At 70.5% G+C, this 24747-nt stretch carries 20 protein-coding genes; 15 read left to right on the top strand and 5 right to left on the bottom strand.

What is annotated here, in order from left to right:
- Positions 1–2: 2 nt before the first annotated feature.
- Positions 3–539, bottom strand: coding sequence for an HNH endonuclease (locus tag OG302_RS27035; protein WP_190080400.1), 537 nt, complete (start codon positions 537–539; stop codon positions 3–5).
- 266 nt (positions 540–805) lie between these two features.
- Here OG302_RS27035 and OG302_RS27030 point away from each other — a divergent pair, with 266 nt between their 5' ends.
- From OG302_RS27030 to OG302_RS26965, 14 genes are all read left to right on the top strand, one after another.
- On the top strand, positions 806–1888 hold the full coding sequence (locus OG302_RS27030; RefSeq protein WP_371529139.1) for a mechanosensitive ion channel family protein: 1083 nt from the start codon (positions 806–808) through the stop codon (positions 1886–1888).
- Positions 1889–2095: 207 nt separating this feature from the next.
- Positions 2096–3253 carry an ROK family protein gene (locus OG302_RS27025; RefSeq protein WP_371529138.1) on the top strand — a complete coding sequence of 386 codons (1158 nt, stop codon included), beginning with the start codon at positions 2096–2098 and terminating at the stop codon, positions 3251–3253.
- An 88-nt stretch (positions 3254–3341) separates the two neighbouring features.
- Complete coding sequence (locus OG302_RS27020; RefSeq protein ID WP_371529137.1) at positions 3342–4682, top strand: ABC transporter substrate-binding protein; 1341 nt, start codon at positions 3342–3344, stop codon at positions 4680–4682.
- A gap of 15 nt (positions 4683–4697) precedes the next feature.
- Complete coding sequence (locus tag OG302_RS27015; protein WP_371529136.1) at positions 4698–5633, top strand: carbohydrate ABC transporter permease; 936 nt, start codon at positions 4698–4700, stop codon at positions 5631–5633.
- Positions 5634–5639: 6 nt separating this feature from the next.
- A complete protein-coding gene (locus OG302_RS27010; RefSeq protein WP_371529135.1) occupies positions 5640–6548 on the top strand; it encodes a carbohydrate ABC transporter permease in 909 nt (302 codons plus the stop codon).
- An 8-nt stretch (positions 6549–6556) separates the two neighbouring features.
- Positions 6557–7822, top strand: coding sequence for a 6-phospho-beta-glucosidase (locus OG302_RS27005; protein WP_371529134.1), 1266 nt, complete (start codon positions 6557–6559; stop codon positions 7820–7822).
- Positions 7813–8814, top strand: coding sequence for an N-acetylglucosamine kinase (locus tag OG302_RS27000; protein WP_371529133.1), 1002 nt, complete (start codon positions 7813–7815; stop codon positions 8812–8814). The genes OG302_RS27005 and OG302_RS27000 overlap by 10 nt, the downstream gene beginning before the upstream one ends.
- Positions 8815–9053: 239 nt before the next feature.
- The gene (locus OG302_RS26995; protein WP_371750244.1) at positions 9054–10514 is read left to right on the top strand and encodes a hypothetical protein; all 1461 of its coding nucleotides are present in this window, start codon (positions 9054–9056) and stop codon (positions 10512–10514) included.
- Positions 10515–10531: 17 nt separating this feature from the next.
- Positions 10532–11551, top strand: coding sequence for a glutamate ABC transporter substrate-binding protein (locus OG302_RS26990; RefSeq protein ID WP_371529132.1), 1020 nt, complete (start codon positions 10532–10534; stop codon positions 11549–11551).
- A 39-nt stretch (positions 11552–11590) separates the two neighbouring features.
- On the top strand, positions 11591–12910 hold the full coding sequence (locus OG302_RS26985; RefSeq protein ID WP_361835979.1) for a hypothetical protein: 1320 nt from the start codon (positions 11591–11593) through the stop codon (positions 12908–12910).
- Positions 12907–15555, top strand: coding sequence for a tetratricopeptide repeat protein (locus OG302_RS26980; protein ID WP_371529131.1), 2649 nt, complete (start codon positions 12907–12909; stop codon positions 15553–15555). The genes OG302_RS26985 and OG302_RS26980 overlap by 4 nt, the downstream gene beginning before the upstream one ends.
- Positions 15556–15557: 2 nt before the next feature.
- Entirely contained in the window at positions 15558–16910 is a 1353-nt protein-coding gene (locus OG302_RS26975; RefSeq protein WP_371529130.1) for a protein phosphatase 2C domain-containing protein, read from the top strand.
- Between the two features lie 92 nt (positions 16911–17002).
- The gene (locus OG302_RS26970; protein WP_371529129.1) at positions 17003–18346 is read left to right on the top strand and encodes a VWA domain-containing protein; all 1344 of its coding nucleotides are present in this window, start codon (positions 17003–17005) and stop codon (positions 18344–18346) included.
- A 91-nt stretch (positions 18347–18437) separates the two neighbouring features.
- On the top strand, positions 18438–19706 hold the full coding sequence (locus OG302_RS26965; protein ID WP_371529128.1) for an FHA domain-containing protein: 1269 nt from the start codon (positions 18438–18440) through the stop codon (positions 19704–19706).
- A gap of 18 nt (positions 19707–19724) precedes the next feature.
- Here the strand turns inward: OG302_RS26965 and OG302_RS26960 are convergent, their stop codons facing one another.
- On the bottom strand, positions 19725–20699 hold the full coding sequence (locus tag OG302_RS26960; protein WP_371529127.1) for a methyltransferase domain-containing protein: 975 nt from the start codon (positions 20697–20699) through the stop codon (positions 19725–19727).
- Positions 20700–20846: 147 nt separating this feature from the next.
- Between OG302_RS26960 and OG302_RS26955 the strand changes: the two genes are divergently transcribed.
- Positions 20847–21260, top strand: a complete 414-nt coding sequence (locus OG302_RS26955; protein WP_361835995.1) for a globin — start codon at positions 20847–20849, stop codon at positions 21258–21260.
- A gap of 97 nt (positions 21261–21357) precedes the next feature.
- Here OG302_RS26955 and OG302_RS26950 read toward each other — a convergent pair whose 3' ends face one another.
- The 3 genes from OG302_RS26950 to ettA are packed head-to-tail and all read right to left on the bottom strand — an operon-like array spanning position 21358 to position 24192.
- On the bottom strand, positions 21358–22050 hold the full coding sequence (locus tag OG302_RS26950) for a hypothetical protein (protein ID WP_371529126.1): 693 nt from the start codon (positions 22048–22050) through the stop codon (positions 21358–21360).
- The gene (locus OG302_RS26945; protein ID WP_371529125.1) at positions 22047–22493 is read right to left on the bottom strand and encodes an acyl-CoA thioesterase; all 447 of its coding nucleotides are present in this window, start codon (positions 22491–22493) and stop codon (positions 22047–22049) included. The genes OG302_RS26950 and OG302_RS26945 overlap by 4 nt, the downstream gene beginning before the upstream one ends.
- A 34-nt stretch (positions 22494–22527) precedes the next feature.
- Complete coding sequence (gene ettA, locus OG302_RS26940) at positions 22528–24192, bottom strand: energy-dependent translational throttle protein EttA (protein ID WP_371529124.1); 1665 nt, start codon at positions 24190–24192, stop codon at positions 22528–22530.
- Between the last annotated feature and the right edge of the window lie 555 nt (positions 24193–24747).

Genomic DNA, 24747 nt, shown 5'->3' with positions numbered 1-24747 from the left:
TCTCAGGCGGAAATGCCGTCGATCCGGGCCATCGCGTCGTCCGCGCCGAACGGCTGCAAGTACGGCAGCCAGCGCGGATCCCTGTGCCCGGTCCCGATGATGCGCCACGCGAGGCCCGAGGGCGGCGCGGGCTTGTGACGCAGGCGCCACCCCAGCTCCAGGAGATGACGGTCCGCCTTGGTGTGATTGCAGCGGCGGCAGGACGCCACCACGTTCTCCCAGGCGTGCTGACCGCCACGGCTCTTCGGAATGACGTGGTCGACGCTGGTTGCGACGCCACCGCAGTACATGCACCGACCGCCGTCGCGGGCGAAGAGCGCCCGCCTGGTCAGAGGAACGGGCCCCCTGTAAGGGACCCGGACGAACCGCTTGAGGCGGACCACGCTGGGTGCGGGGACAGTGCGCGTCGCGCTGTGCATGAAGGCGCCGGATTCCTCGAGGCAGAGAGCCTTGTTCTCCAGGACGAGGACGAGCGCGCGGCGGAGCGGTACGACGCCCAGAGGCTCGTACGACGCATTGAGGACCAGGACGTGCGGCACGGATGCCTCCTATTACGCCGGCGGCGCGTGGCTCGCGCCGGGACGATCTGTAGCCAGTCTCCCCTCATGCCTGGTCCAAGCGCCAGCATGTGCTCGTAACGGGCTCGGAGTGTTTTCGACCACACATGTGCTACACCCTCATCTTCCCCAGGTGAGCACTGTCTCTCCCTCGAACATCACAACGATCCACACACAATGCCCCGTTAGTGTGGTGTCTCTGCCCGGTGCATCTCCTGGGCAGGCCGCTATGCCTGGAGGTACCTGCCGTGTTCCTGTCCGTCCTGTCAGCAGCCGGAACGGACCCGGACGACAAGAAGACGCCGAAGTCCCCGACCTTCGAGGACGCCCAGGAGAGCGCGACGAACGCCGCCAGCTGGGTCGAGCAGAACTGGTCGGCGTGGCTGGGCATCGGTCTCCGCATCCTGTTGATCATCGCCGTCGCCGTCGTCCTGCGTGTGGTCGTCCGGCGCTCGATCACCAAGCTCATAGAGCGCATGAACCGCACGGCACAGTCCGTGAACGGCACGGCGCTCGGCGGTCTCCTCGTGAACGTGGAGCGCCGCCGCCAGCGCTCGCAGGCCATAGGTTCGGTGCTGCGTTCGGTGGCGTCGTTCCTGATCCTCGGCACGGCCGCGCTGATGATTCTGGGCACGTTCCAGATCAATCTCGCCCCGCTGCTCGCCTCGGCGGGTGTCGCGGGTGTGGCGATCGGTTTCGGCGCCCGCAACCTGGTCACGGACTTCCTCTCCGGCGTCTTCATGATCCTTGAGGACCAGTACGGGGTGGGCGACTCGATCGACGCGGGCGTCGCGTCCGGCGAGGTGATCGAGGTCGGCCTGCGCGTCACGAAGCTGCGCGGCGACAACGGCGAGATCTGGTACGTCCGCAACGGCGAGGTCAAGCGCATCGGCAACCTCAGCCAGGGCTGGTCCACGGCGGGCGTCGACGTCACCGTCCGCCCGGACGAGGACCTGCAGAAGGTGCAGGCGACGCTGATCGAGGTCGGCGAGACCATGGCCAAGGACGAGCCGTGGAACGAGCGCCTGTGGGGCCCGGTCGAGGTCCTCGGCCTGGACAGCGTCCTGCTCGACTCGATGGTCGTACGGGTCTCCGCCAAGACGATGCCGGGCAACGCCCTCGGCGTGGAGCGCGAGCTGCGCTGGCGCATCAAGGGGGCGTTCGACGAGGCGGGCATCCGCATCGTGGGCGGCCTCCCGCTCCAGGCGACGGAGGAGGGCGCGGCGGACCCGTCGGCGGGCGTCGCGGCCCCCTCGGCGTACGCGTCCGCGACGTCCCCGCAGTCGCTCGCGGCGTCCCCGATAACCCCGCCGCCGAACCTGGCGAAGTAGGGCCCCTGGGCAGGGGAGGTCGCACTCCTTGCAACACCACGCCCCCGCAGGTAACGACTTGGTTGCCGCGGGGGCGTTCGCTATTGACGCCTCATTCACGCCAGTCGTACGGTCCTCACCAATTGGAAAGTTTCCTAACAGTTAGCGGGCGGACGCCGACCGGCGCACAGCCGTTAACCTTCGGGCAGCCGACAGACAGGGGTCGTCATGGCAGCAGCAGGCAGCACTCCGGGGACCCCGGGCACGCCGAGCGTCCTGCGCGCCATGAACGACCGGGCGGTGCTCGACCTCCTCGTCGCGCACGGCCCCCTCACCCGTACCCGCATCGGTGAGCTGACCGGCCTCTCCAAGCCCACCACCTCGCAGCTCCTCGGGCGGCTCGAAGCGGCCGGCCTCGTGCACACCACCGGCAGCCTCAGCGGCCGGCCGGGCCCCAACGCCCTGCTGTACGAGATCGACCCGGGCGCAGGCCATGTCGCCGCGCTCTCCGCCGATCCGACCGGCATCACCGCCCTCGTGGCCGACATCACCGGCACCGTCCTCGGCCAGGCCCGCGTCGAGGCGGTCGCCGTCGCCGAGGACGTGCGCCACCGCACCGCGCAGCTGGTCACGGAGGCCGTCGACGAGGCGCTGCGCCAGGCGGGCCTCGGCCACGACGACCTGCGGGCCGCGGTGATCGGCACCCCCGGCGCCATCGACCCGCACACCGGTGAGCTGCGGTACGCCCCGCATCTGCCGGGCTGGCACTCGCGGACGCTGCGCGACGACCTCGCCGCCGTCCTGGGCACCCCCGTCGTCATCGAGAACGACGTGAACCTGGCCGCCGTCGCCGAGCAGTACGAGGGCGCCGCCCAGGACTACGACAATTACGTCCTCACCTGGCTCGACGAGGGCGTGGGCGCGGCCATCGTGCTCGGCGGCAATCTGCTGCGCGGCGCCACCGGCGGCGCGGGCGAGATCGGCTACATGCCGCTGCCGGACGCCCCGCTGGCGCGCGGGAACGGCACCGGAGGCGGCTTCGAGAGCCTCGTCTCCGCGTACGTGGTGCGCGAACTCACCGGCGGCGGAGCGACGTTGACGCAGGTCATGGCCGACGACACCGCACTCGGTGAGGTCGCGCGGCGCATCGCCACCGGCATCGCCGCGGTCGTCGCCGTCGTCGACCCCGAACTCGTCGTGCTCTCCGGCTCGGTGGCGCAGGCCGGCGGCGACAAACTGCGGGTCCGCGTCGAGGAGGAGCTCACCGGGCTCGCACTCCCCCGCCCGGAGATCCGCATCAGCGAACTCGACGGCGACCCGATCCTCACCGGCGCCCTCCGCTCGGCCCTCACCCAGGCCCGCGACCAGGTCTTCGACACGGCCTGAACCGCCCGCCCGGTCCCGCCCGTCCCGCACCTCACCTCACCTCACCTCCCCGCCCCTCCCCTCCCCTCCCCCGTAAAGGAAGTCCGCCATGCCGCGATGGCGCATGCCCACTTGCGCGTCCGCGGCGCTCGCCGCAGCCGGTCTCTTGCTCTCCGGCTGCGCCAACCCGAGCGTCGGCAGCGCGAACGACGACCCGACCAAGCCGGTCACCCTGAAGTTCTGGCACGGCTGGTCGACGCCCGGCGAGGTGAAGGCCGTCAACGAAAGCATCGCCCGCTTCGAGAAGCTGCACCCGAACATCAACGTGAAGGCCACCGGGAACGTCTCCGACGACACCGTGAACCAGGCCCTGCGGGCGGGCGGCGACAAGGCACCGGACGTGGTGTCCTCCTTCACCACCAACAACGTCGGCCAGTACTGCGACTCCGGGATGTGGGCGGACCTCGATCCGTTCATGGAGAAGACCGGCCTGGACAAGCGCAAGGTCTTCCCCAAGACCCTCCTTGACTACACGAGTTACCGCGGCAACCAGTGCGCCCTGCCGCTGCTCGCGGACGCCTTCGGGATGTACTACAACAAGGACGCCTACAAGAAGGCGGGCATCGAGCGTCCGCCGCGCACGATGTCCGAGTTCGAGAAGGTCGCCAAGAAGCTGACCGTGCGCAGCGGCAAGCACTCGTACAAGCAGGTCGGGTTCATGCCCAACTTCCGCTTCTACCAGAACAGTCCGGACCGCCTCTTCGCGCAGTGGGGCCCCCAGTACTTCGACGCCGAGGGAAACTCACGCCTCGCCGAAGAGCCAAAGACGTACAAGTTCTTCAAGACCGCCACCCAACTCGCCGACGCACAGGGCGGTTTCAATGACCTGGAGCGGTTCCGGCTGACCTTCGGCGACGAGATGTCCAGCCAGAACGCCTTCCTGACCGGGAAGGTCGCCATGCACCTGGACGGTGAGTGGCGCGGTCTGATGCTGGACGAGGCGAAGGCGAAGTTCGACTGGGGCGTGGCGCCGCTGCCCGTGCCGGACGACCAGGCCGACACGTACGGGCGGGGCTTCATCACCGGCACCGTCGCCGGGATCGCGCACAGCAGCAAGCACCAGAACGCCGCGTGGGAGCTGGTGCGGTTCCTGACCGCGGACACCAAGCAGGTCGTGAACTTCGCGAACGCCATCCACAACGTGCCTTCCACGTTCGCGGCGCTCAAGTCCCCCGATCTGGACGCCGATCCGACCTTCCGGACCTTCTTCGACATCCTGGAGAACAAGCACAGCAAGGCCCTGCCGCCCTCCGTCAACGGCGGCGCCTACGTCGTCTCCCTCGGGGACTTCGCGTACGGCGTCGAATCCGGGCGCGTGGGCGATCTCCGGGGGCGCCTGAAGAAGCTCGACGAGCAGATCGACGCCGACACCCTCCAGTCGAAGAGCTGAGCTGAGGACCCCGCCATGGCACTTTCCCTCTCCAACCCCGCGCGCCGCAGACTGCGCACGGTCGGCTTCCTGTCCCCCTGGCTGGTCGGCTTCAGCGTCTTCTTCGCGTATCCGCTGATCGCCACCGTCTACTTCTCGTTCATGCACTACAACCAGATCAAGGAGCCCACCTTCGTGGGCCTGCGGAACTGGAAGTACGTGTTCGAGCAGATGCCCCTGTTCGGCCCGGCCCTGTGGAACACCCTGTGGCTGGTCGTCGTCATGGTGGCCGTGCGGGTGGTCTTCGGGCTCTCGCTCGGGCTGCTCATCACGAAGATCAAGACGGGGGCCGGGTTCTTCCGCACCGCCTTCTACATCCCGTATCTCGCCCCGCCGGTGGCCGCCACCGTCGCCTTCGTCTTCCTGCTCAACCCGGGCACGGGACCCGTGAACGAGATCCTCGACGCGATCGGGATCTCCGGGCCCAACTGGTTCAACGACCCGGACACCGCCAAGCCCTCGCTCGTCCTGCTCTCCCTGTGGGGCATCGGCGACCTGATGGTCATCTTCATGGCCTCGCTGCTCGACGTGCCCAAGGAGCAGTACGAGGCGGCGGACCTGGACGGCGCCGGCGCGTGGTCCAAGTTCCGCTACGTCACCTGGCCCGCGATCACGCCGATCGTGATGTTCGCGGTGGTCACGGGCGTCGTGCAGACCATGCAGTACTACACGCAGGCCCTGGTCGCGGGGAAGGTCGCGTCCGGCGTCAACATCGGCCCCGGCTCGGTGATCCAGCCCGGCTACCCGGACCACTCGACCCTCACGGTCCCCCAGCTCGTCTACCAGATGGGCTTCCAGAACTTCAACACCGGTGCCGCGTGCGTGCTTTCGCTCGTGCTCTTCGCCATCGCCATGGCCGTGACCATGCTCCTGATGCGCAAGCGCTCCGGGCTGCTCTCGGCGGAGGACTGAGGACTCATGACGACCACGACTCTCACCGCGCCGACGGCATCCGCCCCCGCCGCCCCCAAGCAGCACGGCCCGGCCGCCGCCCGCGCCCGCCGCAAGCGGATCCTGCACTGGATCGCCGTCCACAGCATCGCGATAGCCGTCGCACTGCTCTTCGTCCTGCCGTTCGTCTTCGTCTTCCTGACGTCGGTGATGAGCGACTCGCAGGCGATGAGCGGCGACCTGTGGCCCGACTCCTGGCACTGGTCGAACTACAAGGAGGTCTTCGAGACGCCGGGCTTCCTCGACTGGTGGCGCAACTCGCTCATGTACGCGGGCCTTGGCACCCTCTTCACCGTCTGCTCGGCGATCCCGGTGGCGTACGCGCTCGCCAAGTTCCGCTTCCGCGGCCGGCGCACCGCGATGCTGCTCGTCATCTCGACGATGATGCTGCCGCCGCAGGTCATCGTGATCCCGATGTATCTGGTGTGGGCCCAGCAGTTCCACCTGTCGGGCACGCTGTGGCCGCTGATCATCCCGATGGCCTTCGGCGACGCGTACTCGATCTTCCTCCTCAGGCAGTTCCTCCTCACCATCCCCAAGGAGTACATCGAGTCGGCGAAGGTCGACGGCTGCGGCGACTTCCGTACGATGATCAAGATCGTCGTCCCGATGGCCAAGCCCGGCATCGCGGCCATCGCGCTCTTCCAGTTCTTCTACTGCTGGAACGACTACTTCGGTCCGCAGATCTACGCCGCCCAGAACCCCGGCGCCTGGACGCTGAGTTACGGGCTCGAATCGTTCAAGAGCGCCCACGCCGTCAACTGGAACATGACCATGGCGGCGACGCTGCTGGTCATGGCCCCCGTCATCCTCGTTTTCTTCTTCGCACAAAAGGCCTTCGTCGAAGGCGTCACCCTCACCGGAGTAAAGGGCTGAGAACCGATATGAAGCTCGCAGTGGTCGGCGGAGGGTCGACCTACACACCCGAACTGATCGATGGATTCGCCCGGTTGAGGGACAGCCTGCCGATCGAGGAGCTCGTCCTCGTCGACCCGGCGGCCGACCGGCTCGAACTCGTCGGGGGCCTGGCGCGGCGCATCTTCGCCAAGCAGGGCCACCCCGGCGTCATCCGCACCACGTCCGACGTGGACGCGGGCGTCGCGGACGCCGACGCGGTCCTGCTCCAGCTGCGCGTCGGCGGTCAGGCCGCTCGTCAGCAGGACGAGACGTGGCCCCTGGAGTGCGGCTGCGTGGGCCAGGAGACCACCGGCGCGGGCGGTCTCGCGAAGGCCCTGCGCACCGTGCCCGTCGTCCTCGACATCGCCGAGCGCGTACGCCGCACCAACCCGAACGCCTGGATCATCGACTTCACCAACCCGGTCGGCATCGTCACGCGGGCACTGCTCCAGGCCGGCCACAAGGCCGTCGGTCTGTGCAACGTGGCGATCGGCTTCCAGCGGAAGTTCGCCAAGCTGCTCGACGTCGCGCCGGGCGAGGTGCACCTCGATCACGTGGGACTCAACCACCTGACGTGGGAGACCGGCGTACGGCTCGGGGGCCCCGGCGGCGACGACATCCTGCCCAGGCTCCTCGCCGAGCACGGCGACGCGGTCGCGGCCGACCTGCGCATGCCGCGCGAGATCGTCGACCGCCTCGGCGTCGTGCCCTCGTACTACCTGCGCTACTTCTACCAGCACGACGCGGTGGTCGAGGAGATGCGGACCAAGCCTTCCCGCGCCTCCGAAGTGGCCGCGATGGAGCAGGAGTTGCTGAAGATGTACGGCGACCCGGCGCTCGACGAGAAGCCGGAGCTGCTCGCCAAGCGCGGCGGCGCCTTCTACTCGGAGGCGGCCGTGGACCTGGCGGCCTCACTGCTCGGCAACGGCGGCAGCCCCTACCAGGTGGTGAACACCGTCAACAACGGCACGCTGCCGTTCCTGCCGGACGACGCGGTCATCGAGGTGCAGGCCACGGTCGACGGCAAGGGTGCCAAGCCCCTCGCGGTGCCGAAGCTCGACCCGCTGTACGCCGGGCTCATCGCACACGTCACCGGCTACGAGGACCTGGCCCTCCAGGCCGCGCTGCACGGCGGCCGGGACCGCGTATTCAAGGCGCTGCTCGCCCACCCGCTGGTCGGCCAGTACACCTACGCGGAGCAGCTCACCGACCGGCTGATCGCCCACAACCGGGAGCACCTGGCGTGGGCGTGAGCACGAGCGTGCTCGCGATCGACGCGGGCAACAGCAAGACCGACGTCGCGGTGATCGCGGCCGACGGAACCGTCGTCGGCTCGGCCCGCGGCGGCGGGTTCCAGCCGCCCCAGGTCGGCGTCGAGGCCGCGGTGGACATCCTGGAGGAGGCGGTGACGCGGGCCCTGGCCGAGGCGGGCACCGACTCCGTCGGGCATGTGTCCGCCTGCCTCGCCAACGCCGACCTGCCGGTCGAGGAGAGGGAGTTGGGCCTGGCCCTGCGCCGGCGCGCGTGGGGCCCTTCGGTCGATGTACGGAACGACACGTTCGCCATCCTGCGGGCCGGTCTCCTGGAGGACGCCGAGCCGCGGGGCGTCGCCGTGGTGTGCGGCGCGGGCATCAACTGCGTGGGCATGCTGCCCGACGGGCGCACCGCGCGCTTCCCCGCCATCGGCCGGATCTCGGGCGACTGGGGCGGCGGTGGCGGCCTGGCCGAGGAGGCGCTCTGGTACGCGGCGCGGGCCGAGGACGGCCGCGGCGAGGCGACCGCGCTGCGCGAGGCACTGCCCGCGCACTTCGGCCTGTCCTCCATGTACGCGCTGATCGAGGCCCTGCACCTGGGCTCCATCGCCCCCGTACGGCGGCACGAGCTGACGCCGGTGCTCTTCGCCACGGCGGCGGCGGGCGACGCGGTGGCGCGCTCGCTGGTGGACCGGATGGCCGACGAGGTCGTCGCCATGTCGACCGTGGCCCTGGACCGCCTGGACCTGCTCGGCGAGGAGACCCCGGTGCTGCTCGGCGGCAGCGTCCTCGCCGCCCGCCACCCGCAACTGGACGACCGGATCGAGGCGTTGCTCGCCGACCGGGCGCCCAAGGCGGTGGCCAGGGTGGTCGTCGCCCGTCCCGTGCTCGGCGCCGCGCTGCTCGGCCTGGACCAGGTGGGGGCGCCCACCGAGGTGCACGCGCGCGTGCGGGTGCATTACGAGCGTGATCCGGGGGCCCGCGGCGGCTGAGTTCGTCGGCCCGGAAGGGAACCGAACCGCCCTGGATCGCGTATTCAAGGGCAGGGGTGGTGTGCGATCTTCGCATGATCCGGACAGGTCTCCGGGCGCAGTGATCAGAACAAGATCCAGTCAAGACCTGTGCGGATGTCGGTCCCTGCGGCGATACTTGCCGCCGTGCACTTCTTCCCGCACCGCGCACGCCGGGCGGAAGTGAACGTCCGATGACCAAGGGGGAGGTCGAGGTCGAGGTGACATATCCGCCGAACGGCAGCGCCGCGCCGCCGGGACGGGCCGCTCCGACGATGCCCACCGTCCCGCCGCAGGCGGGCCCGGAATCCGCGGCAGCCGCACAGGCCGTGCAGAACGCGTCGCCCCGGCGCCCCGCCTGGGTCGAGGGACGGGACAGGCTGCGCGCCGCGGCGACGACCGAGCCGGGCAGGCTGCGGATCATCGGCGCCTTCCTCGCGCTGCTCGTCGTGGCGTTCGGCGCCGTCACCACCTGGCAGATGTCCGACCGTGCGGCCGCCGCGGACAGCGTCCTGAACCGCAGCCAGCCGCTGAGCGACGACGCCGCGGCCATCTACCGCTCCCTCGCGGACGCCAACACGGCCGCCTCCAGCGGCTTCCTGGCGGGCGGCCAGGAACCGGCCGACGTACGCGACCGGTACAAGGCGGACATCGACCGCGCCTCCGAGAAGCTGGCGAACGCCGCGTCGAACGCGGGCTCCGGCTCGTCGGCCGCCGCCTCGGTGAGCAAGCTGAACAAACTCCTGCCGGAGTACACCGGCCTGATCGAGCGCGCCCGCGCGAGCAACCGCCAGGGCCTGCCCCTGGGCGGCGCCTATCTGCGGTACGCGAACGACAAGATGCAGACCCAGATGCTCCCGGCCGCCGAGCAGCTCTACACCGTGGAGAAGCAGCGGCTGAACAGGGACTACGACGACGCGAAGCCGTATCCCTGGTTCGCCATCGCCCTCGGACTGCTCGCGCTCGGCGCCCTGTTCTGGGCCCAGCGCCGCAACTACCGCCGCACAAACCGGGTGTTCAACCACGGCATGGTCGCCGCGACCGCCGCGTCCACGGTCGTCCTGCTCTGGCTGGTCGCCGGGCACACCTTCGCGCGCTCGGGGCTCAACGACTCGTACGACCACGGCGTGATGTCCCTGAACGTCCTGAACGACGCCCGCATCAGCTCGCTCAAGGCGCGCAGCAACGAGAACCTCACGCTGGTCAGCCGTGGCGCGGAGACCGTCGAGGTAGGCGCGAAGAAGGACATCAAGGACAAGTTCGATGTCGCCTACCAGGACCAGATGAACAAGCTCAGCAGCCCCAAGGGGCTGCTCGCCCAGGCCGCGGCCATCGCCGACGACTCCTCGGGCAGGAACCCCGTCGAGTCGGCCGCGAAGAACGTCTCGGCCTGGAAGGACCGGCACAAGACCGCGCGGGACAGCGATGACGCGGGTGACTACAAGGGCGCGCTCGCCAAGGTCGTCGGCGACAAGAGCGACGAGCCCACCGGTGAGTGCTTCGACAACGTCGACGACGCGCTCGAAGTCGCACTGAAGCACGAGCGCAGCGAGTTCGAGCAGGCGGCCGGGGACGGCAAGGGCGCGATGACCGGCCTCCCGGTGGGCGCCGCCGTGCTCGCGGTGCTCGCCGCCGCCGGCGCCGTGCTCGGCGTCGGGCGCAGGCTGTCGGAGTACAGGTGAGAGGGGGCGAGCGGACGATGCGTACGCGAGGACTGGCGAGGATGCGCGGCTGGGGTGGAGCTGCCGCCATGGCGGTCGCCTGCGCGCTCACGGGCTCCCTCGTGCTCGTGCTGCCGCAGGCCGGCGGTGCGGCCGGGTCCGGCAAGGACAAGGACGAGGACCGCGCCTCCCAGGGCTCCGCCGCGGCCGCTCCCGCCCGCGCCGAGGAGTGCGAGACCCCGGAGGAGAGCCTGTCGCCCAGCGGCAAGGACGGCCCGACGATCGAGGACATCCGCAACCGCAAGGTCAAGAAGCTCATCGTCGGCGTCGACCAGAACAGCTACCGCTGGGGCTATCGCGACCCGAACAAGAAGACGGCGACACTCGAAGGCTTCGACATCGACCTCGCGCACAGGATCGCCGAGGACATCCTCGGCGACCGCGACGCCGTGCTGTTCCGCGCCATCCCCACCAACCAGCGCGTCAAGGCGATACAGAGCGGCCAGGTCGACATGGTCGTGCGGACCATGACGATCAACTGTGACCGCAAGAAGGATGTCGCCTTCTCCACCGCCTACTTCAAGACCGGCCAGCAGGTCCTCGCCCCCAAGTCCTCGGACATCACCGGGTTCGACGACACACTGGACGGCAAGAGGGTCTGCTCCGCGAAGGGTTCCACGGCTCTCACCCAGCTGGAGGAGCTCAAGAAGAAGAAGGTCATCGACGCCGACATCGCGACCACGGTCCCGAACCAGCTCGACTGTCTGGTGCGGCTCCAGCTCGGTGAGGTGGACGCCGTCGTCACCGACAGCGCGCTCGCCGCGAGCCAGGCCGCGCAGGACCCGACCGTCGAACTCAAGGGCGACGAACCGCTGAACACCGAGTACTACGGCGTGGCGATGAAGAAGCCGGAGAACGGCAAGGACGACCTGGTGCGCCGGGTCAACGAGGTCCTGGAGGACTATCGAAAGAGCGGCTGGCAGAAGTCGTACGACAAGTGGCTGAAGCCGGGCCTCGGCGAATCGGCGGGACCGCCCGCCCCGAAATACAGCGACTGATCCTGACGTGCACGGCAATTCAGAGCGGAGAGGTGATCGATGAGCGTCGCGGGACCCCCCGGTCCTGTGATGGACCGGGACGAGGTGGACCGTGCGCTGGCGCGGCTCGACGCAGAGCACGAGGCGATCGAGACCTCGCTCCTCGCCCTTCAGGATCACGCGGGCCGGCGCCTCCTCGAAGGCGCCGGTCTCACCGGCACCACCCAGGAGCGCTGGCAGTCCACCGAGCAGCAGATCACGCTCCTCTGGGCGTACTTCGACGCGTACGCCGACGCCCTGCGCACGGCGCACGAGGTGCGGGCCCGCAGACGCTGGCCCAACAGGGACGACCTGGTGGAGCTGACCGAGCTGCTGCGCGGTGAGAGCGTCACCGTCGCCGGCGGCGCCGCCCCCGCGCCGTCGGCCTCGATCACCGGCCCCGCCAAGCTCACCGAACGCTTCACGCTCATCGACCTCGTCGCGCGGATGAACGACCTGTACGCGCACTCGCTCGACATGGTCGTCGCCGCCGACGCGGTCTGGTCGGCGCTGCCCGCCCGGATAGACCTCCTGGCGGCCGAGCTGCACCGCACCCGCCAGCTCGCCCACTCCGTGGGAGTACGCCCGGGTGAGCACCCGGCGGGCGACGACCTGGAGCGGATCACGGCGGAGCTGACCCGCCTGCGCGAGCAGGTGGTGTCCGATCCGCTGGCCTTCTGGCAGCCCGCGCGGGGCAGTTCGGCCCCCGGCGGCGGCCGCCCGCACACCGAGCGGTACGACCGCGAGGCCCGCGCCCTGGAGGACGTGCGCCGGGAGATCGACGCGGTGCTCACCGTCCGGCAGGACGCGGAGCTGCGGCTCGGCAGGCTCCGTGACGTGCTCTCGCGCGCGGACCGCACGCTGGCCGAGGCACGCTCCGCGCGCGGCGAGGTCCTCGCCAAGATCGCGGCATCCGAGGTGCCCGCCGTCAGCGGCCCCTCGACCGCGCTGCAGGAGCAGCTCGCGATGGCGTCCGACTACCGCAGGCACGCCCAGTGGCACCGGCTCTCCCCGCTCCTGGAGTCCCTGGAGCAGAAGGCCGAGGACGAACTGATGCGCGCCCGTGAGTCGTTGACGGCCGTCACCCAGCCCCTCGCGGTCCGCGCGGAGCTGCGCGGCCGGCTCGACGCCTACAAGGCCAAGGTCGGGCGGCTCGGCTTCGCCGAGGACCCGCTCCTGGTCGAGCGGTACGACGCGGCGCGCCGGATGCTGTGGAGCGCGCCCTGCGATCTGCGCGTCGCCGAACAGGCGGTGCTTCGTTATCAGCAGGCGGCCGCCGAGGTCCTTGCGTCAAGGGTCCCGCAACAGGGCGGTCCCACCGACCGGAGGGGGGAAGCATGAGTGAGCAGCGGAAGTGCCAGCGACCCGGATGTGCGGGGTCGTACGAGGACGTGGGCGGCGGCGAGCTGTACTGCGACACCTGCGGCATGGCCCCGGTCGTCTCGCCGACGGGCATGGTGTCCTCTCCCCCGACCGGCATCACCGGCGGCGGCAAGGGCTCGAACAGCAGCAGCTCCCGGTCCAGTTCGCGCGCCTCGTCCCGCTCGTCGCGTTCGTCGCGCTCCCAGTCCTCGCGCCGGTCGGTGTCGGGGCGGCTCTCGCGCTCGCTGTCCGGCAGCTCGACGTCCCGATCGGTCTCGGTGCGCAGCTCCGGCTCCGGTGCCGCCACGTCGGCCCGCAGCAGGCTGGGCATCGGCCTGGTGCAGGTGCCCGAGGTGCCGCGCCCCGATCCGCGCCAGGCGGTGCAGAAGAACCCCGAGGTTCCCGAGCGGAAGCGGTTCTGCTCGCGCTCCGACTGCGGGGCGCCGGTGGGCCGCGCGCGCGGTGAACGGCCGGGACGCACCGAGGGGTTCTGCACGAAGTGCGGCCACCCGTACTCGTTCATGCCGAAGCTGGCCGCCGGGGACATCGTGCACGGGCAGTACGAGGTCGTGGGCTGTCTGGCGCACGGCGGACTCGGCTGGGTCTATCTCGCCGTCGACCGCGCGGTCTCCGACCGCTGGGTGGTCCTCAAGGGCCTCCTAGACACGGGCGACCAGGACGCGATGGCCGCCGCGATCTCCGAGCGCCGCTTCCTCGCGGAGATCGAGCACAGCAACATCGTCCGCATCTACAACTTCGTCGAGCACCTCGACCAGCGCACGGGCTCCATGGACGGCTACATCGTCATGGAGTACGTGGGCGGCAAGTCCCTGAAGGAGATCGCCAACGAGCGCCGCACGCCGCTGGGCAAGCGCGATCCGCTGCCCGTGGAGCAGGCCTGCGCGTTCGGCATCGAGGCCCTTGAGGCGCTCGGGCACCTGCACAGCCGCAATCTCCTGTACTGCGACTTCAAGGTCGACAACGCGATCCAGACCGAGGACCAGCTCAAGCTGATCGACATGGGCGCGGTCCGCCGCATGGACGACGACGAGTCGGCGATCTACGGAACGGTCGGCTATCAGGGCCCCGAAGTCGCCGAGCTGGGACCGTCGGTGGCCTCCGACCTGTACACGGTGGCGCGCACCCTGGCCGTGCTCACCTTCGACTTCCAGGGCTACACGAACGTCTTCGTGGACTCCCTGCCGGACCCCGACAACATCGAGGTCTTCCGTACGTACGAGTCGTTCTACCGCCTGTTGGTGCGTGCCACCGACCCGGACCCGGCCCGCAGGTTCGCCTCGGCGCAGGAGATGGCGGAACAGCTCACGGGTGTCCTGAGGGAGGTCGTGGCCCTCCAGTCGGGCCGGCCGCGGCCCGCGCTCTCGACGCTGTTCGGGCCCGAGGTGAAGGTCACGGACACGGAGCTGTTCGCCGAGCTGACCGGCGATGTCTCGCAGTTCGGGGTGCGGGTGCTGCCCGCGGGCCGGCGCAACGGACGTGCCGGACTGGCTGCGGGCAACGGCGGGGGCAAGGCCAACGGCACGGCGGCCATCGCACCGCCCGCACCGCCTTCCGCGCCGCCCGCCGTGCGGTCGGCCGCGCAGCCGCCGGTGCCTCCGGCCGCCCCGCCCGCCCGGATCGTCCGCACGCTCGACGCCCCCGCGACGGCGCTCGCCCTCCCGGTGCCGCGCGTCGACCCGAACGACGCGAACGCCGGGTTCCTCGCCGGGCTCATGGCCTCCGCGCCCGCCGAGCTGATCACCGCGCTGCGGGCCGCGCCCACCGACTCGGTGGAGCTGCGGCTGCGCGGCCTGCGGGCCCGGCTCGCGATGGGTGAACTGGACTCCGCGGCCCAGGCGCTGGCCGACCTGGAGGTGCAGCATCCGGACGACTGGCGGGTGGTCTGGTACCGCGGCATCGCCTCGCTCGCCACCGGCGACCACGAGAACGCGGCCCTGTCCTTCGACGCCGTGTACGACGCGTTTCCCGGCGAACCCGCGCCCAAGCTGGCCCTCGGCGTCTGCGCGGAGGTCCTGGAGCAGCTGGACAACGCGGCCGAGTACTACCGCCTCGTATGGGCCACCGACCCGAGCTATGTCAGCGCGGCGTTCGGACTGGCCCGCGTACAGCTCGCGTCGGACGACCGGCGCGGTGCCGTGCACACCCTGGAGTCGGTGCCCGAGTCCTCGATCCACTACACCGCGGCCCGCGTGGCGGCGGTGCGGGCGAGGCTGCGGCACCGTATGACGTTGGCCACCGCGCCGTCGCCCGGCGCGCTCTTCCTCGACGATCTGACGGCCGCGGCGGGGCAGGTGGAGGCCCTCGCGGGCTTCGGCCTCGACGCGGTGCGCCGCGAGCGGCTCTCCACCGAGGTCCTTGGCAGCGCGCTGGACTGGGTACTCTCCGGTAGGCACTCTGGTCACGCTTCCACCCCGCCGGCGGCACCCGCCGCACCGGCAGGCGGATCGCGGACCGTGCTGCTCGGCAGCGACCTGGACGAGCGCGGCCTCCGGTTCGGTCTGGAGCGCTCGTACCGAACGCTTGCCCGGCTCGCACAGGGTGGCGAGGAAAGGATCGAACTGGTGGAGCGGGCCAACCGTTTCCGCCCTCGGACGTGGGTGTGAAGATGTCGCAGATGCACCAGCAGACTGCCGGGGCAGGCACGTGCCCCGGCTGCGAAGAGCCGCTGGAATCGGGTGACCTGTTCTGCGGCGCGTGCGGGTACGACCTGTCGGCGCAGCCGGCCGGGTCGGACGACCGCCCCACCGTCGCGATGAACGGCTCGTCGCCGGCGCCGCAGCCCGGCGCCTCGTCCCAGTGGCCCGTCGCCCCGGACGTGGACAGCTCCGACATGCCGGTGCCCGCGCACCTGCCCACGGATCTGCCCGTCACGGAGTCGTCGGGCGGCGAGCTCTCCCCGAACGCGGGTGAGGTGCGGACGGACGCCCCGTTCGCCCGCCCCGCCGAGCCGGACGAGTACCCATTGCCCGCCCCCGGCGCCGCGCCGGATCCCGAGCCCGCCGATCCCCGGGCGGTCCTCTCCGAGCCCACGCCGCCCGCGGGCACCAAGCTCTGCGTGGCGTGCCGTTCGGGCCGGGTGGACCCGGACGGCTACTGCGAGAACTGCGGACACGCCCAGCCGCGCGAGCGCGACCACATGGAGCAGGAGCTCGACGCGGTCGCCGCGGTCAGCGACCGGGGTCTGCGCCACCACCGCAACGAGGACGCGTTCGCGATCTCGTCGGCCGCGCTGCCGGACGGCTCCCCCGCCGTCGTCGCGATCGTCTGTGACGGCGTCTCGTCCGCGACCCGCCCCGACGAGGCCTCGCTCGCCGCGTCCCGCGCGGCCAACGAGTCCCTCCTTGAGGCCCTGCCGCGCGGCACGCACCCGCAGCAGGCCATGCACGACGCGATCCTGTCGGCGTCCGACGCCGTCAACGCCCTTGCCGCGGAGCCCACTCAGGCCAGGGAGCACTCCCCGCACCAGAACGCGCCCGCGTGCACGCTCGTCGGCTCGATCGTCGCCGGTGACCTCCTGGTCGTCGGCTGGGTCGGCGACAGCCGTGCCTACTGGGTCCCGGACGACCGCACCGGTCCGACGGTCCGGCTCACCGAGGACGACTCGTGGGCCGCGCAGATGGTCGCCGCGGGTCTGATGAACGAGGCGGAGGCGTACGCCGACGAGCGCGCGCACGCCATCACGGGCTGGCTCGGCGCCGACGCGTACGAACTGGAGCCGCACACCGCTTCCTTCAAGCCGGACCGTGCGGGTGTAGTGGTGGTGTGCACCGACGGGCTCTGGAACTACGCGGAAGCGGTGGAGGACATGGCACGCGCCGTGCCCCTCGACTCCGCCGTACGCCCGCTGCACAGCGCCCAGGTCCTGGTCGGCCACGCGCTGGACGGCGGGGGCCACGACAACGTAACAGTGGCGATTCTGCCGTTCCGTGTCGTGCCGCAAGGGGCAGGATCCGCCTAGTGAAGGCCCCCGCCATGAGGAGCCGACCACGCGCACTTGTCACCGGCCGGCTTGGGGAAGCCGGCGGGAACGTCTAGGGGGAGCAGGGATCCATGGCCAATTTCTCGAAGTCGAACGTGCCGCAGTTCTCGGTCGACGTGTACCAGAACGAGTACCTCCCGGAGGGCGGCCGCGAGGTCAACGCGATCGCCACGGTCACCTCGACGGGCGGGGGCACGGTGGGGGCCGCGGTGAGCGCCCCGCACCTCTACTCGGCGGGACAGACCCCGGACGCGGCCGTGGCGATCATGGTCGATTGTTCGGGCTCGATGGACTACCCGCCGACGAAGATGCGCGGCGCCCGCGACGCGACGTCCGCCGCGATCGACGCCGTACGTGACGGAGTCCACTTCGCGGTGATCGGCGGCACCCATGTCGCCAAGGAGGTCTATCCGGGCAACGGCCGCCTCGCGGTCGCGGACGCGCAGACCCGGGAGCAGGCCAAGCAGGCGCTGCGCAAGCTCAGCGCGGGCGGCGGCACGGCGATCGGCACCTGGCTGCGGCTCGCGGACCGGCTCCTGTCCTCGGCCGATGTCTCCATACGGCACGGGATCGTGCTGACGGACGGCCGCAATGAACACGAGTCACCCGAGGACCTGCAGGCCTCCCTCGACGCCTGCGCGGGCCGCTTCACGTGCGACGCCCGCGGCGTCGGCACCGACTGGGAGGTGAAGGAGGTCACAGGCATCGCCTCCGCGCTGCTCGGCACCGCCGACATCGTCGCCGACCCCTCGGGGCTCGCCGCCGACTTCACGCAGATGATGGAGGCGGCGATGGGCAAGGAGGTCGCCGACGTCAGCCTGCGGCTGTGGACGCCGATGGGCTCGGAGATCAAGTTCGTCAAGCAAGTGGCGCCCACGGTCGAGGAGTTGACCGGCCGCCGTACCGAGGCGGGACCGCGGGCCGGCGACTATCCCACCGGGTCCTGGGGTGACGAGTCACGCGACTACCACATCTGTGTCGAGGTGCCGGACGCCGAGCTCGGCCAGGAGATGCTCGCGGCCCGTGTCTCGCTGATCGTGCCGCAGCCGGACGGCAGCGCCCAGACGCTCTCGCAGGGCCTCGTGCGGGCGGTCTGGACGGATGACATGTCCGCCTCCACATCGATCAACCCGCAGGTGGCGCACTACACGGGCCAGGCGGAACTGGCCCAGGTGATCCAGCAGGGCCTCGATGCGCGCAAGTCGGGAGATATGGACGGAGCAACGGCCAAACTGGGTCGTGCCGTTCAGCTCGCGAGCGCCTCGGGAAACGAGGACACCGCGAAGCTGCTTTCGAAGGTGGTCGACGTGGTCGACGCCGTGGCAGGTACTGTTCGATTGAAGGCGAGGGTTGCCGAGGCCGACGAGATGACTCTCGAGACGCGGTCCACGAAGACTGTTCGCGTGAAGAAGTAGCACCACTCATACGCACCACCCATACCCATCAGTAGCCCCACAGCAGCACGTACGGCCCTCGGGCCGGAGAAGGAGAGGGGGAAGCGCCGACATGCCGACCTGCCCGAACGGACACCAGTCGGGTTCCGACGACTGGTGCGAGGTCTGCGGTCACCGCATGGCCGGTGCCGTACCGCCCCCTCCCCCGCCGCCCCCGGCCGCGCCCGGCTACGGCTATCCGCCGCCCGGCCCCGGCCAGGACGGCGGGTACGGATATCCCCAGCAGGCCCCCGGCCGCCCGCACCTGTCGGCCGTGCCGGACCAGGCCGCCGAGGCCGAGCTCTGCCCGCAGTGCCGCACGCCCCGCGAGGCGAACGCGCCGTTCTGCGAGGAGTGCCGCTGGAACTTCCTGACCAACACGGCGACCTCGTACACCCCGGCCGCCCCGCACCCGCCGACGCCGAACCCGGCGCAGCAGTTCCAGCAGCCGCCCGGCCGCCAGCCCCAGGGCACCCAGCCCGGCCAGGACCCGTTCGGCTACCAGGGCTCGCGGCCCTCGCAGATGAACCGGCCCGCCGAGCCCATCCCGCCGTTCGGCAACGGCGACCCGTCCGGTCAGGTGCCCCCGCCGTACAGCGGTGACGCGCCCCCGCCGCCCTACGGCGGTGACCCGTCGGGCCGGCCGCCGCAGTCGTTCCAGCAGCAGGGTCCGCCGGCGCCGCCCGCGTTCCCGCAGGAGACGGGGACTCCGCCGCCTCCGCAGCAGCCCGGCCCGTCGGGTCAGGGCGGTCCGTCCGTCGGCGACGACGACTGGATGCTCCCGCCGCCCTCGCAGTCCTCCCCGGCTCCCGGCGCCCCGCAGGCTCCCGAGCAGGGCGAGTGGGTCCGCCAGCCGAGCCCTCAGCCGCCGCAGCAGACGCAGGCGCCCCAGGGTCCTCCCGGCTATCAGGCAGTGCCCGGTCCCAGCACCGGCACGGTCACCTGGTCGGCGACGATCGGTCCGGACCGTGAGTACTTCATGGCGATGATGCACCGCAGCGGCCCCGAGGCGTCGGGCCTGAACCTGCCCGCGTACTCGCCCGAGCAGCAGCGCCCGCTGGCCGGGAACCAGATCACCATCGGCCGCCGCAGGCACTCCACCGGTGACACCCCGGACATCGACCTGTCGGTACCGCCGGAGGACCCGGGCGTGTCGCACCAGCACGCGGTCCTGGTCCAGCAGCCGGACGGCAGCTGGGCGGTCGTCGACCAGAACTCGACCAACGGCACCACGGTCAACAACGGCGAGGAGCCCATCCAGCCGTTCGTCCCGGTGCCGCTCCAGGACGGCGACCGGGTGCACGTGGGCGCCTGGACGACGATCACCATCCGGCACAGCTGAGCGACGGAGCTCCGGGGCTCACGCGAGTGGCCAGGCGTACGGCCCTTCGGGGTCGTCGAGCCAGGCCCACTCGTGCGGGCCGCTCACGGTGACCCCGAACCGCTCGCGCACCGGCCGGTCCTCGCGCTGCCACAGGGCGAAGGCCTCGTAGGGGTCGAGGCTCCCCGCGGTCAGCTCGAGCAAGAAGCGGAAGAGTTCGTTCTGCAGGGCCCTGCGCGGCAGCCCCCCGAGGTGCTGCTCGTGCGGGGCCCTTCTGCTGCCGCCCCGCAGCGGCACGAAGTACGCGGGGGTGTGCAGGAAGCGGCCCTCGGCGTGCTCGGCGTCCCGCACGGTCAGCGCGATCAGGCCGGTGGCCAGCGGGGCCAGGATGCGGGCGCCGGGGCGGCACTGGGCCAGCCAGGGGCGCGGCACGGAGGCCAGGGTGCAGGTCGCGATGATCCGGTCGTACGGAGCGCGCTCGGGGCAGCCCGCGGCGCCGTCGCCGGTGACCACGGCCGGGCGGTACCCGGCGGCCGTGAGATGCCGCCGCGCGGACTCGGTGATCTCCGGGTCCAGGTCGACGGTGGTGACGTGCTCCTCGCCGAGGCGGTGGGCGAGCAGGGCCGCGTTGTAGCCGGTGCCCGCGCCGATCTCCAGGACGTCGCAGTCCCCGTCGGGCAGATCGAGCTCCCCCAGCATCTTCGCCATCAGGGAGGGCTGGCTGCTGGACGAGAGCAGCTCTCCGTCGCGTACGCGGGTGGCGAGCGGGACGTCCGCGTAGGCGCCGTGCAGCCAGCGGGCCCGGCGCGCGGGGTCGGGGTCCTCGCCCCAGAGGCGTTCGTAGCCTCCGGCCGATGACGTGACGTAGTAGTACGGCACGAACAGGTGCCGCGGGACCTGCTCGAACGCCGCGCGCAGCCCGGGGTCCCGCGTCCAGGCGCCGCTCGCCCCGATCTCGCGCACCAGGGCGGTTCCGGCCTCCGCCGCGAGCAGTGGGTCGACTGTGGGTCCCATATAGCCACTGTGCTGCGGTATGGCCCACGATGCGAGCTGCAGAACGTAGCGATCCGGAGGAGATCGGTCCCGGTGCGCGGGCCGTCGAACCTGATCCGGATGCCCCCGGTCCTAAGTCTTCCGTCCTCGGCCGTCCCGTCTGAGACCATGGACGGTGTGATAGAGATCCCGCGCGGCACGCTTCAGGAGCAGACCTTCTACGAACAGGTCGGCGGCGAGGAGACCTTCAGGCGCCTGGTGCACTTCTTCTACCAGGGGGTCGCGGAGGACCCGCTGCTGCGGCCGATGTACCCGGAGGAGGATCTGGGCCCCGCCGAGGAGCGCCTCGCGCTGTTCCTCATGCAGTACTGGGGCGGCCCCCGCACGTACAGCGACAACCGCGGCCACCCCCGGCTGCGGATGCGCCACGCCCCGTTCACCGTCGACAGGGCCGCGCACGACGCGTGGCTGAAGCACATGCGGGCCGCCGTCGAGGAGCTGAAGCTCTCCGAGGAGCATGAGCGGACGCTGTGGAACTACCTGACGTACGCGGCGGCGTCCATGGTCAACTCCGAGGGCTGAGGGCTCCGGGGGCGGGGACGAGCGGCGTACGGCGGGGGCACGGGGGCTGTGACGGGGGCCGCCGAGTACGAGCGGGCGAGGCCTACGCGGGCGTGGCTTACGCGGGCGTGACGAGGAGCCCGCCGACGGTGGCGCCCGCCCGGCGCACGGCGATCGACCCGTAGTTCGTGCGCAGCCGCAGCCACGCCCCGGAGGACAGCAGATCGAGCGAGTCCCCGCGCAGGAACCCGAGGGCCTGCGCGGCATGCGCGGCCCGCACGGGCAGCCCCGTGTCCCCGATGGTCCGGGACCAGATCTCCCGCCCGAGCTGGTCGAGTTCGGCCCGCACGCGCCGCTCCTGCGGCAACTCCTCGACGCGGGACTTGAATTCGGCGACCGCGGCCGCCACGAGGCCCCGTACGGCGTCCGCAGGCGGGAGTCCCTGCTCCGGCTGCCAGCCGCCCCGCGGCGGGAGAACTCCGGCCCACGGCGGCCCGGTGACGGCCTGCGGCACGGAGGACACGCCCGCCGACTCGACGGACTCCGCCGACTCCCCCACGGATTCCAGGAGTTCACCGGCGGAGACGGTGACGTCGAGCGAGGAGTCGAGGCCGTGCTCGTACGGCTTCGCGAGGCGTGCCGTACGGATGGCGAGCACCTCGAACGACGGCGGGCGCCCGAACACGGCGAGGGTGTCCCCCGCCGCCTGCAGCCGCACCGCCGCGGCCTTGTCGTAGTGGATCAGCCGGGCCAGGAAGGCGGCGAGATCCCCCGCCTCCCCGGCATCGGCGAAGTGCAGCTGCGCCGTCATGCGACGAGCGCCCCCGTACCCGCGGCGTCGTCGCCGTCGTCGTCCATGTAGGTCAGGAGCATGGCCTTCTCGTCGGCGGTGATCCGCCGCGGCCGCTGCGCCTCCAGGTTGAACGGGACGATGATCGTCGAGGCCCGCACGTACACCTGCTCGGGGTCCTTGATCTCGTACGAGATGGTGAGCGAGGCAGCGCTTATCTTCGTCACCCACGACTCGATGGTCACCGGTGAGTGCCGGTGGACCAACGGCCGTACGTAGTCGATCTCATGGCGGGCCACGACGGACCCGCCCGAGAACGACGGGCTGCCGTCCCCCGGTGCGAGCCGGAACATGAAGTCGATCCGCGCCTCTTCCAAGTACCGCAGGAAGACGGCGTTGTTGACGTGCCCGAAGGCATCCATGTCCGACCACCGGAGGGGGCAACTGTAGATATGCCGACTCATGTCAGTCTCAGCCTCAGTCTTCTCAGCCTTGGTCTCAGCCTCGGGTGAGCTTCTTGTAGGTGGCGCGGTGCGGACGGGCCGCGTCGGCGCCGAGCCGCTCGATCTTGTTCTTCTCGTACGACTCGAAGTTGCCCTCGAACCAGTACCACCGGGAGTCACCCTCGTAGGCAAGGATGTGGGTGGCCACTCGGTCCAGGAACCACCGGTCGTGGGAGATCACGACGGCGGCACCGGGGAACTCCAGGAGCGCGTTCTCGAGCGACGACAGGGTCTCGACGTCGAGGTCGTTCGTCGGTTCGTCGAGGAGGAGGAGGTTTCCGCCCTCCTTGAGGGTCAGCGCCAGGTTGAGGCGGTTGCGCTCACCACCGGAGAGCACACCGGCAGGCTTCTGCTGGTCGGGCCCCTTGAACCCGAAGGCGGAGACGTAGGCGCGCGAGGGCATTTCGACTTGCCCGACATTGATGTAGTCGAGCTCGTCACTCACGACGGCCCACAGCGTCTTCTTCGGATCGATGTTGGCGCGGCTCTGGTCGACGTACGAGACCTTGACCGTGTCGCCGATCTTGATCTTGCCGGAGTCCGGCGTCTCCAGGCCCTGGAGCATCTTGAACAGCGTGGTCTTGCCGGCGCCGTTCGGACCGATGATGCCGACGATGCCGTTGCGAGGCAGCGTGAAGCTCAGGTCGTCGATGAGGACCTTGTCGCCGAAGGCCTTGGAGAGATTCTCGACCTCGACGACGATGGAACCGAGCCGCGGGCCCGGCGGAATCTGGATCTCCTCGAAGTCCAGCTTCCGCATCTTGTCGGCCTCGGCGGCCATCTCCTCGTAACGCGCGAGGCGCGCCTTGGACTTGGCCTGACGCCCCTTGGCGTTGGACCGCACCCATTCGAGCTCGTCCTTGAGGCGCTTGGCGCGCTTCTCGTCCTTGCGGCCCTCGACCTTGAGACGGGTCTGCTTCTTCTCCAGGTACGTGGAGTAGTTGCCCTCGTAGGGGTGGGCGCGACCGCGGTCGAGCTCAAGGATCCACTCGGCGACGTTGTCGAGGAAGTACCGGTCGTGAGTGACGGCGACAACGGCGCCCGCGTACTTCGAGAGGTGCTGCTCCAGCCAGTTCACCGACTCGGCGTCGAGATGGTTGGTGGGCTCGTCGAGGAGGAGCAGGTCGGGCGCCTCGATGAGGAGCTTGCAGAGCGCGACGCGGCGCTTCTCGCCACCGGAGAGGGTGGTGACGGGCCAGTCGCCGGGCGGGCAGCCGAGCGCGTCCATGGCCTGCTCGAGCTGGGCGTCGAGGTCCCACGCGTTGGCGTGGTCCAGGTCCTCCTGGAGCTTGCCCATCTCTTCCATGAGCGCGTCGGAGTAGTCGGTCGCCATGAGCTCGGCGACCTCGTTGAAGCGCTTGAGCTTGCCCATGATCTCGGCGGCGCCGTCCTGGACGTTCTCCAGAACGGTCTTCGACTCGTCGAGCTCCGGCTCCTGCATGAGGATGCCGACGGTGAAGCCGGGCGAGAGGAACGCGTCACCGTTGGACGGCTGCTCGAGACCGGCCATGATCTTCAGCACCGTGGACTTACCGGCGCCGTTGGGGCCCACGACACCGATCTTCGCGCCAGGGAGGAAGCTCAGGGTGACGTCATCAAGAATCACCTTGTCGCCGTGCGCCTTGCGCGTCTTGCGCATGGTGTAGATGTACTCAGCCAAGAGAAACCGTCCGGCAATCAGTGAGTGGGCAGATACACCCCATCTTGCCTGACAGCCACCCCCCGGAGGAAACCAGTATGGCCCGGGGGCCATGACCTGGACGTTCACCGGTCGCTTGGGTAATCGATCCGTCACTGAACGTCGACACCGATCGCCGCCGGGCAACCTCGCAGGGCCTGCACTGCGCGCTTGCCCCGATACCTCACGCTTCGCTTGCTCCAGAAGCGAGCCATGGAGCAGTCACTCGGCAGGACCGTCGTCGCACGACCGGCAGCACGGTCGTGAGCATCTGGATCGGTAGGTCGGTGATCGACTGCGTCGCCGCGATCCGCTCCGCTACGTCCAACTCCAGGACAGCCGCACGGAGGGCTGCCTTCTCCGCGCGGTGCTGCTCCTGATCGTTGGATTTCGCCAGTCGGCGGGACGCATCGCGAGCGCCATGGACGGCGACCAACGCCCCGATCAGGCCCCGAGGACGGACGCTGCGCCCTGCGGCCCCCGGCGCCATCACCCTTTCGCCGTAGGCAAGACCCCCGCCGAGGGAGCACATCGCCG

The organism is Streptomyces sp. NBC_01283, from assembly GCF_041435335.1.
In the GTDB taxonomy this organism is placed as follows: Bacteria; Actinomycetota; Actinomycetes; order Streptomycetales; family Streptomycetaceae; genus Streptomyces.
The sequence above is the reverse complement of the archived record's forward strand: the minus strand, read 5'-3'. Positions and strand labels throughout refer to the sequence as shown.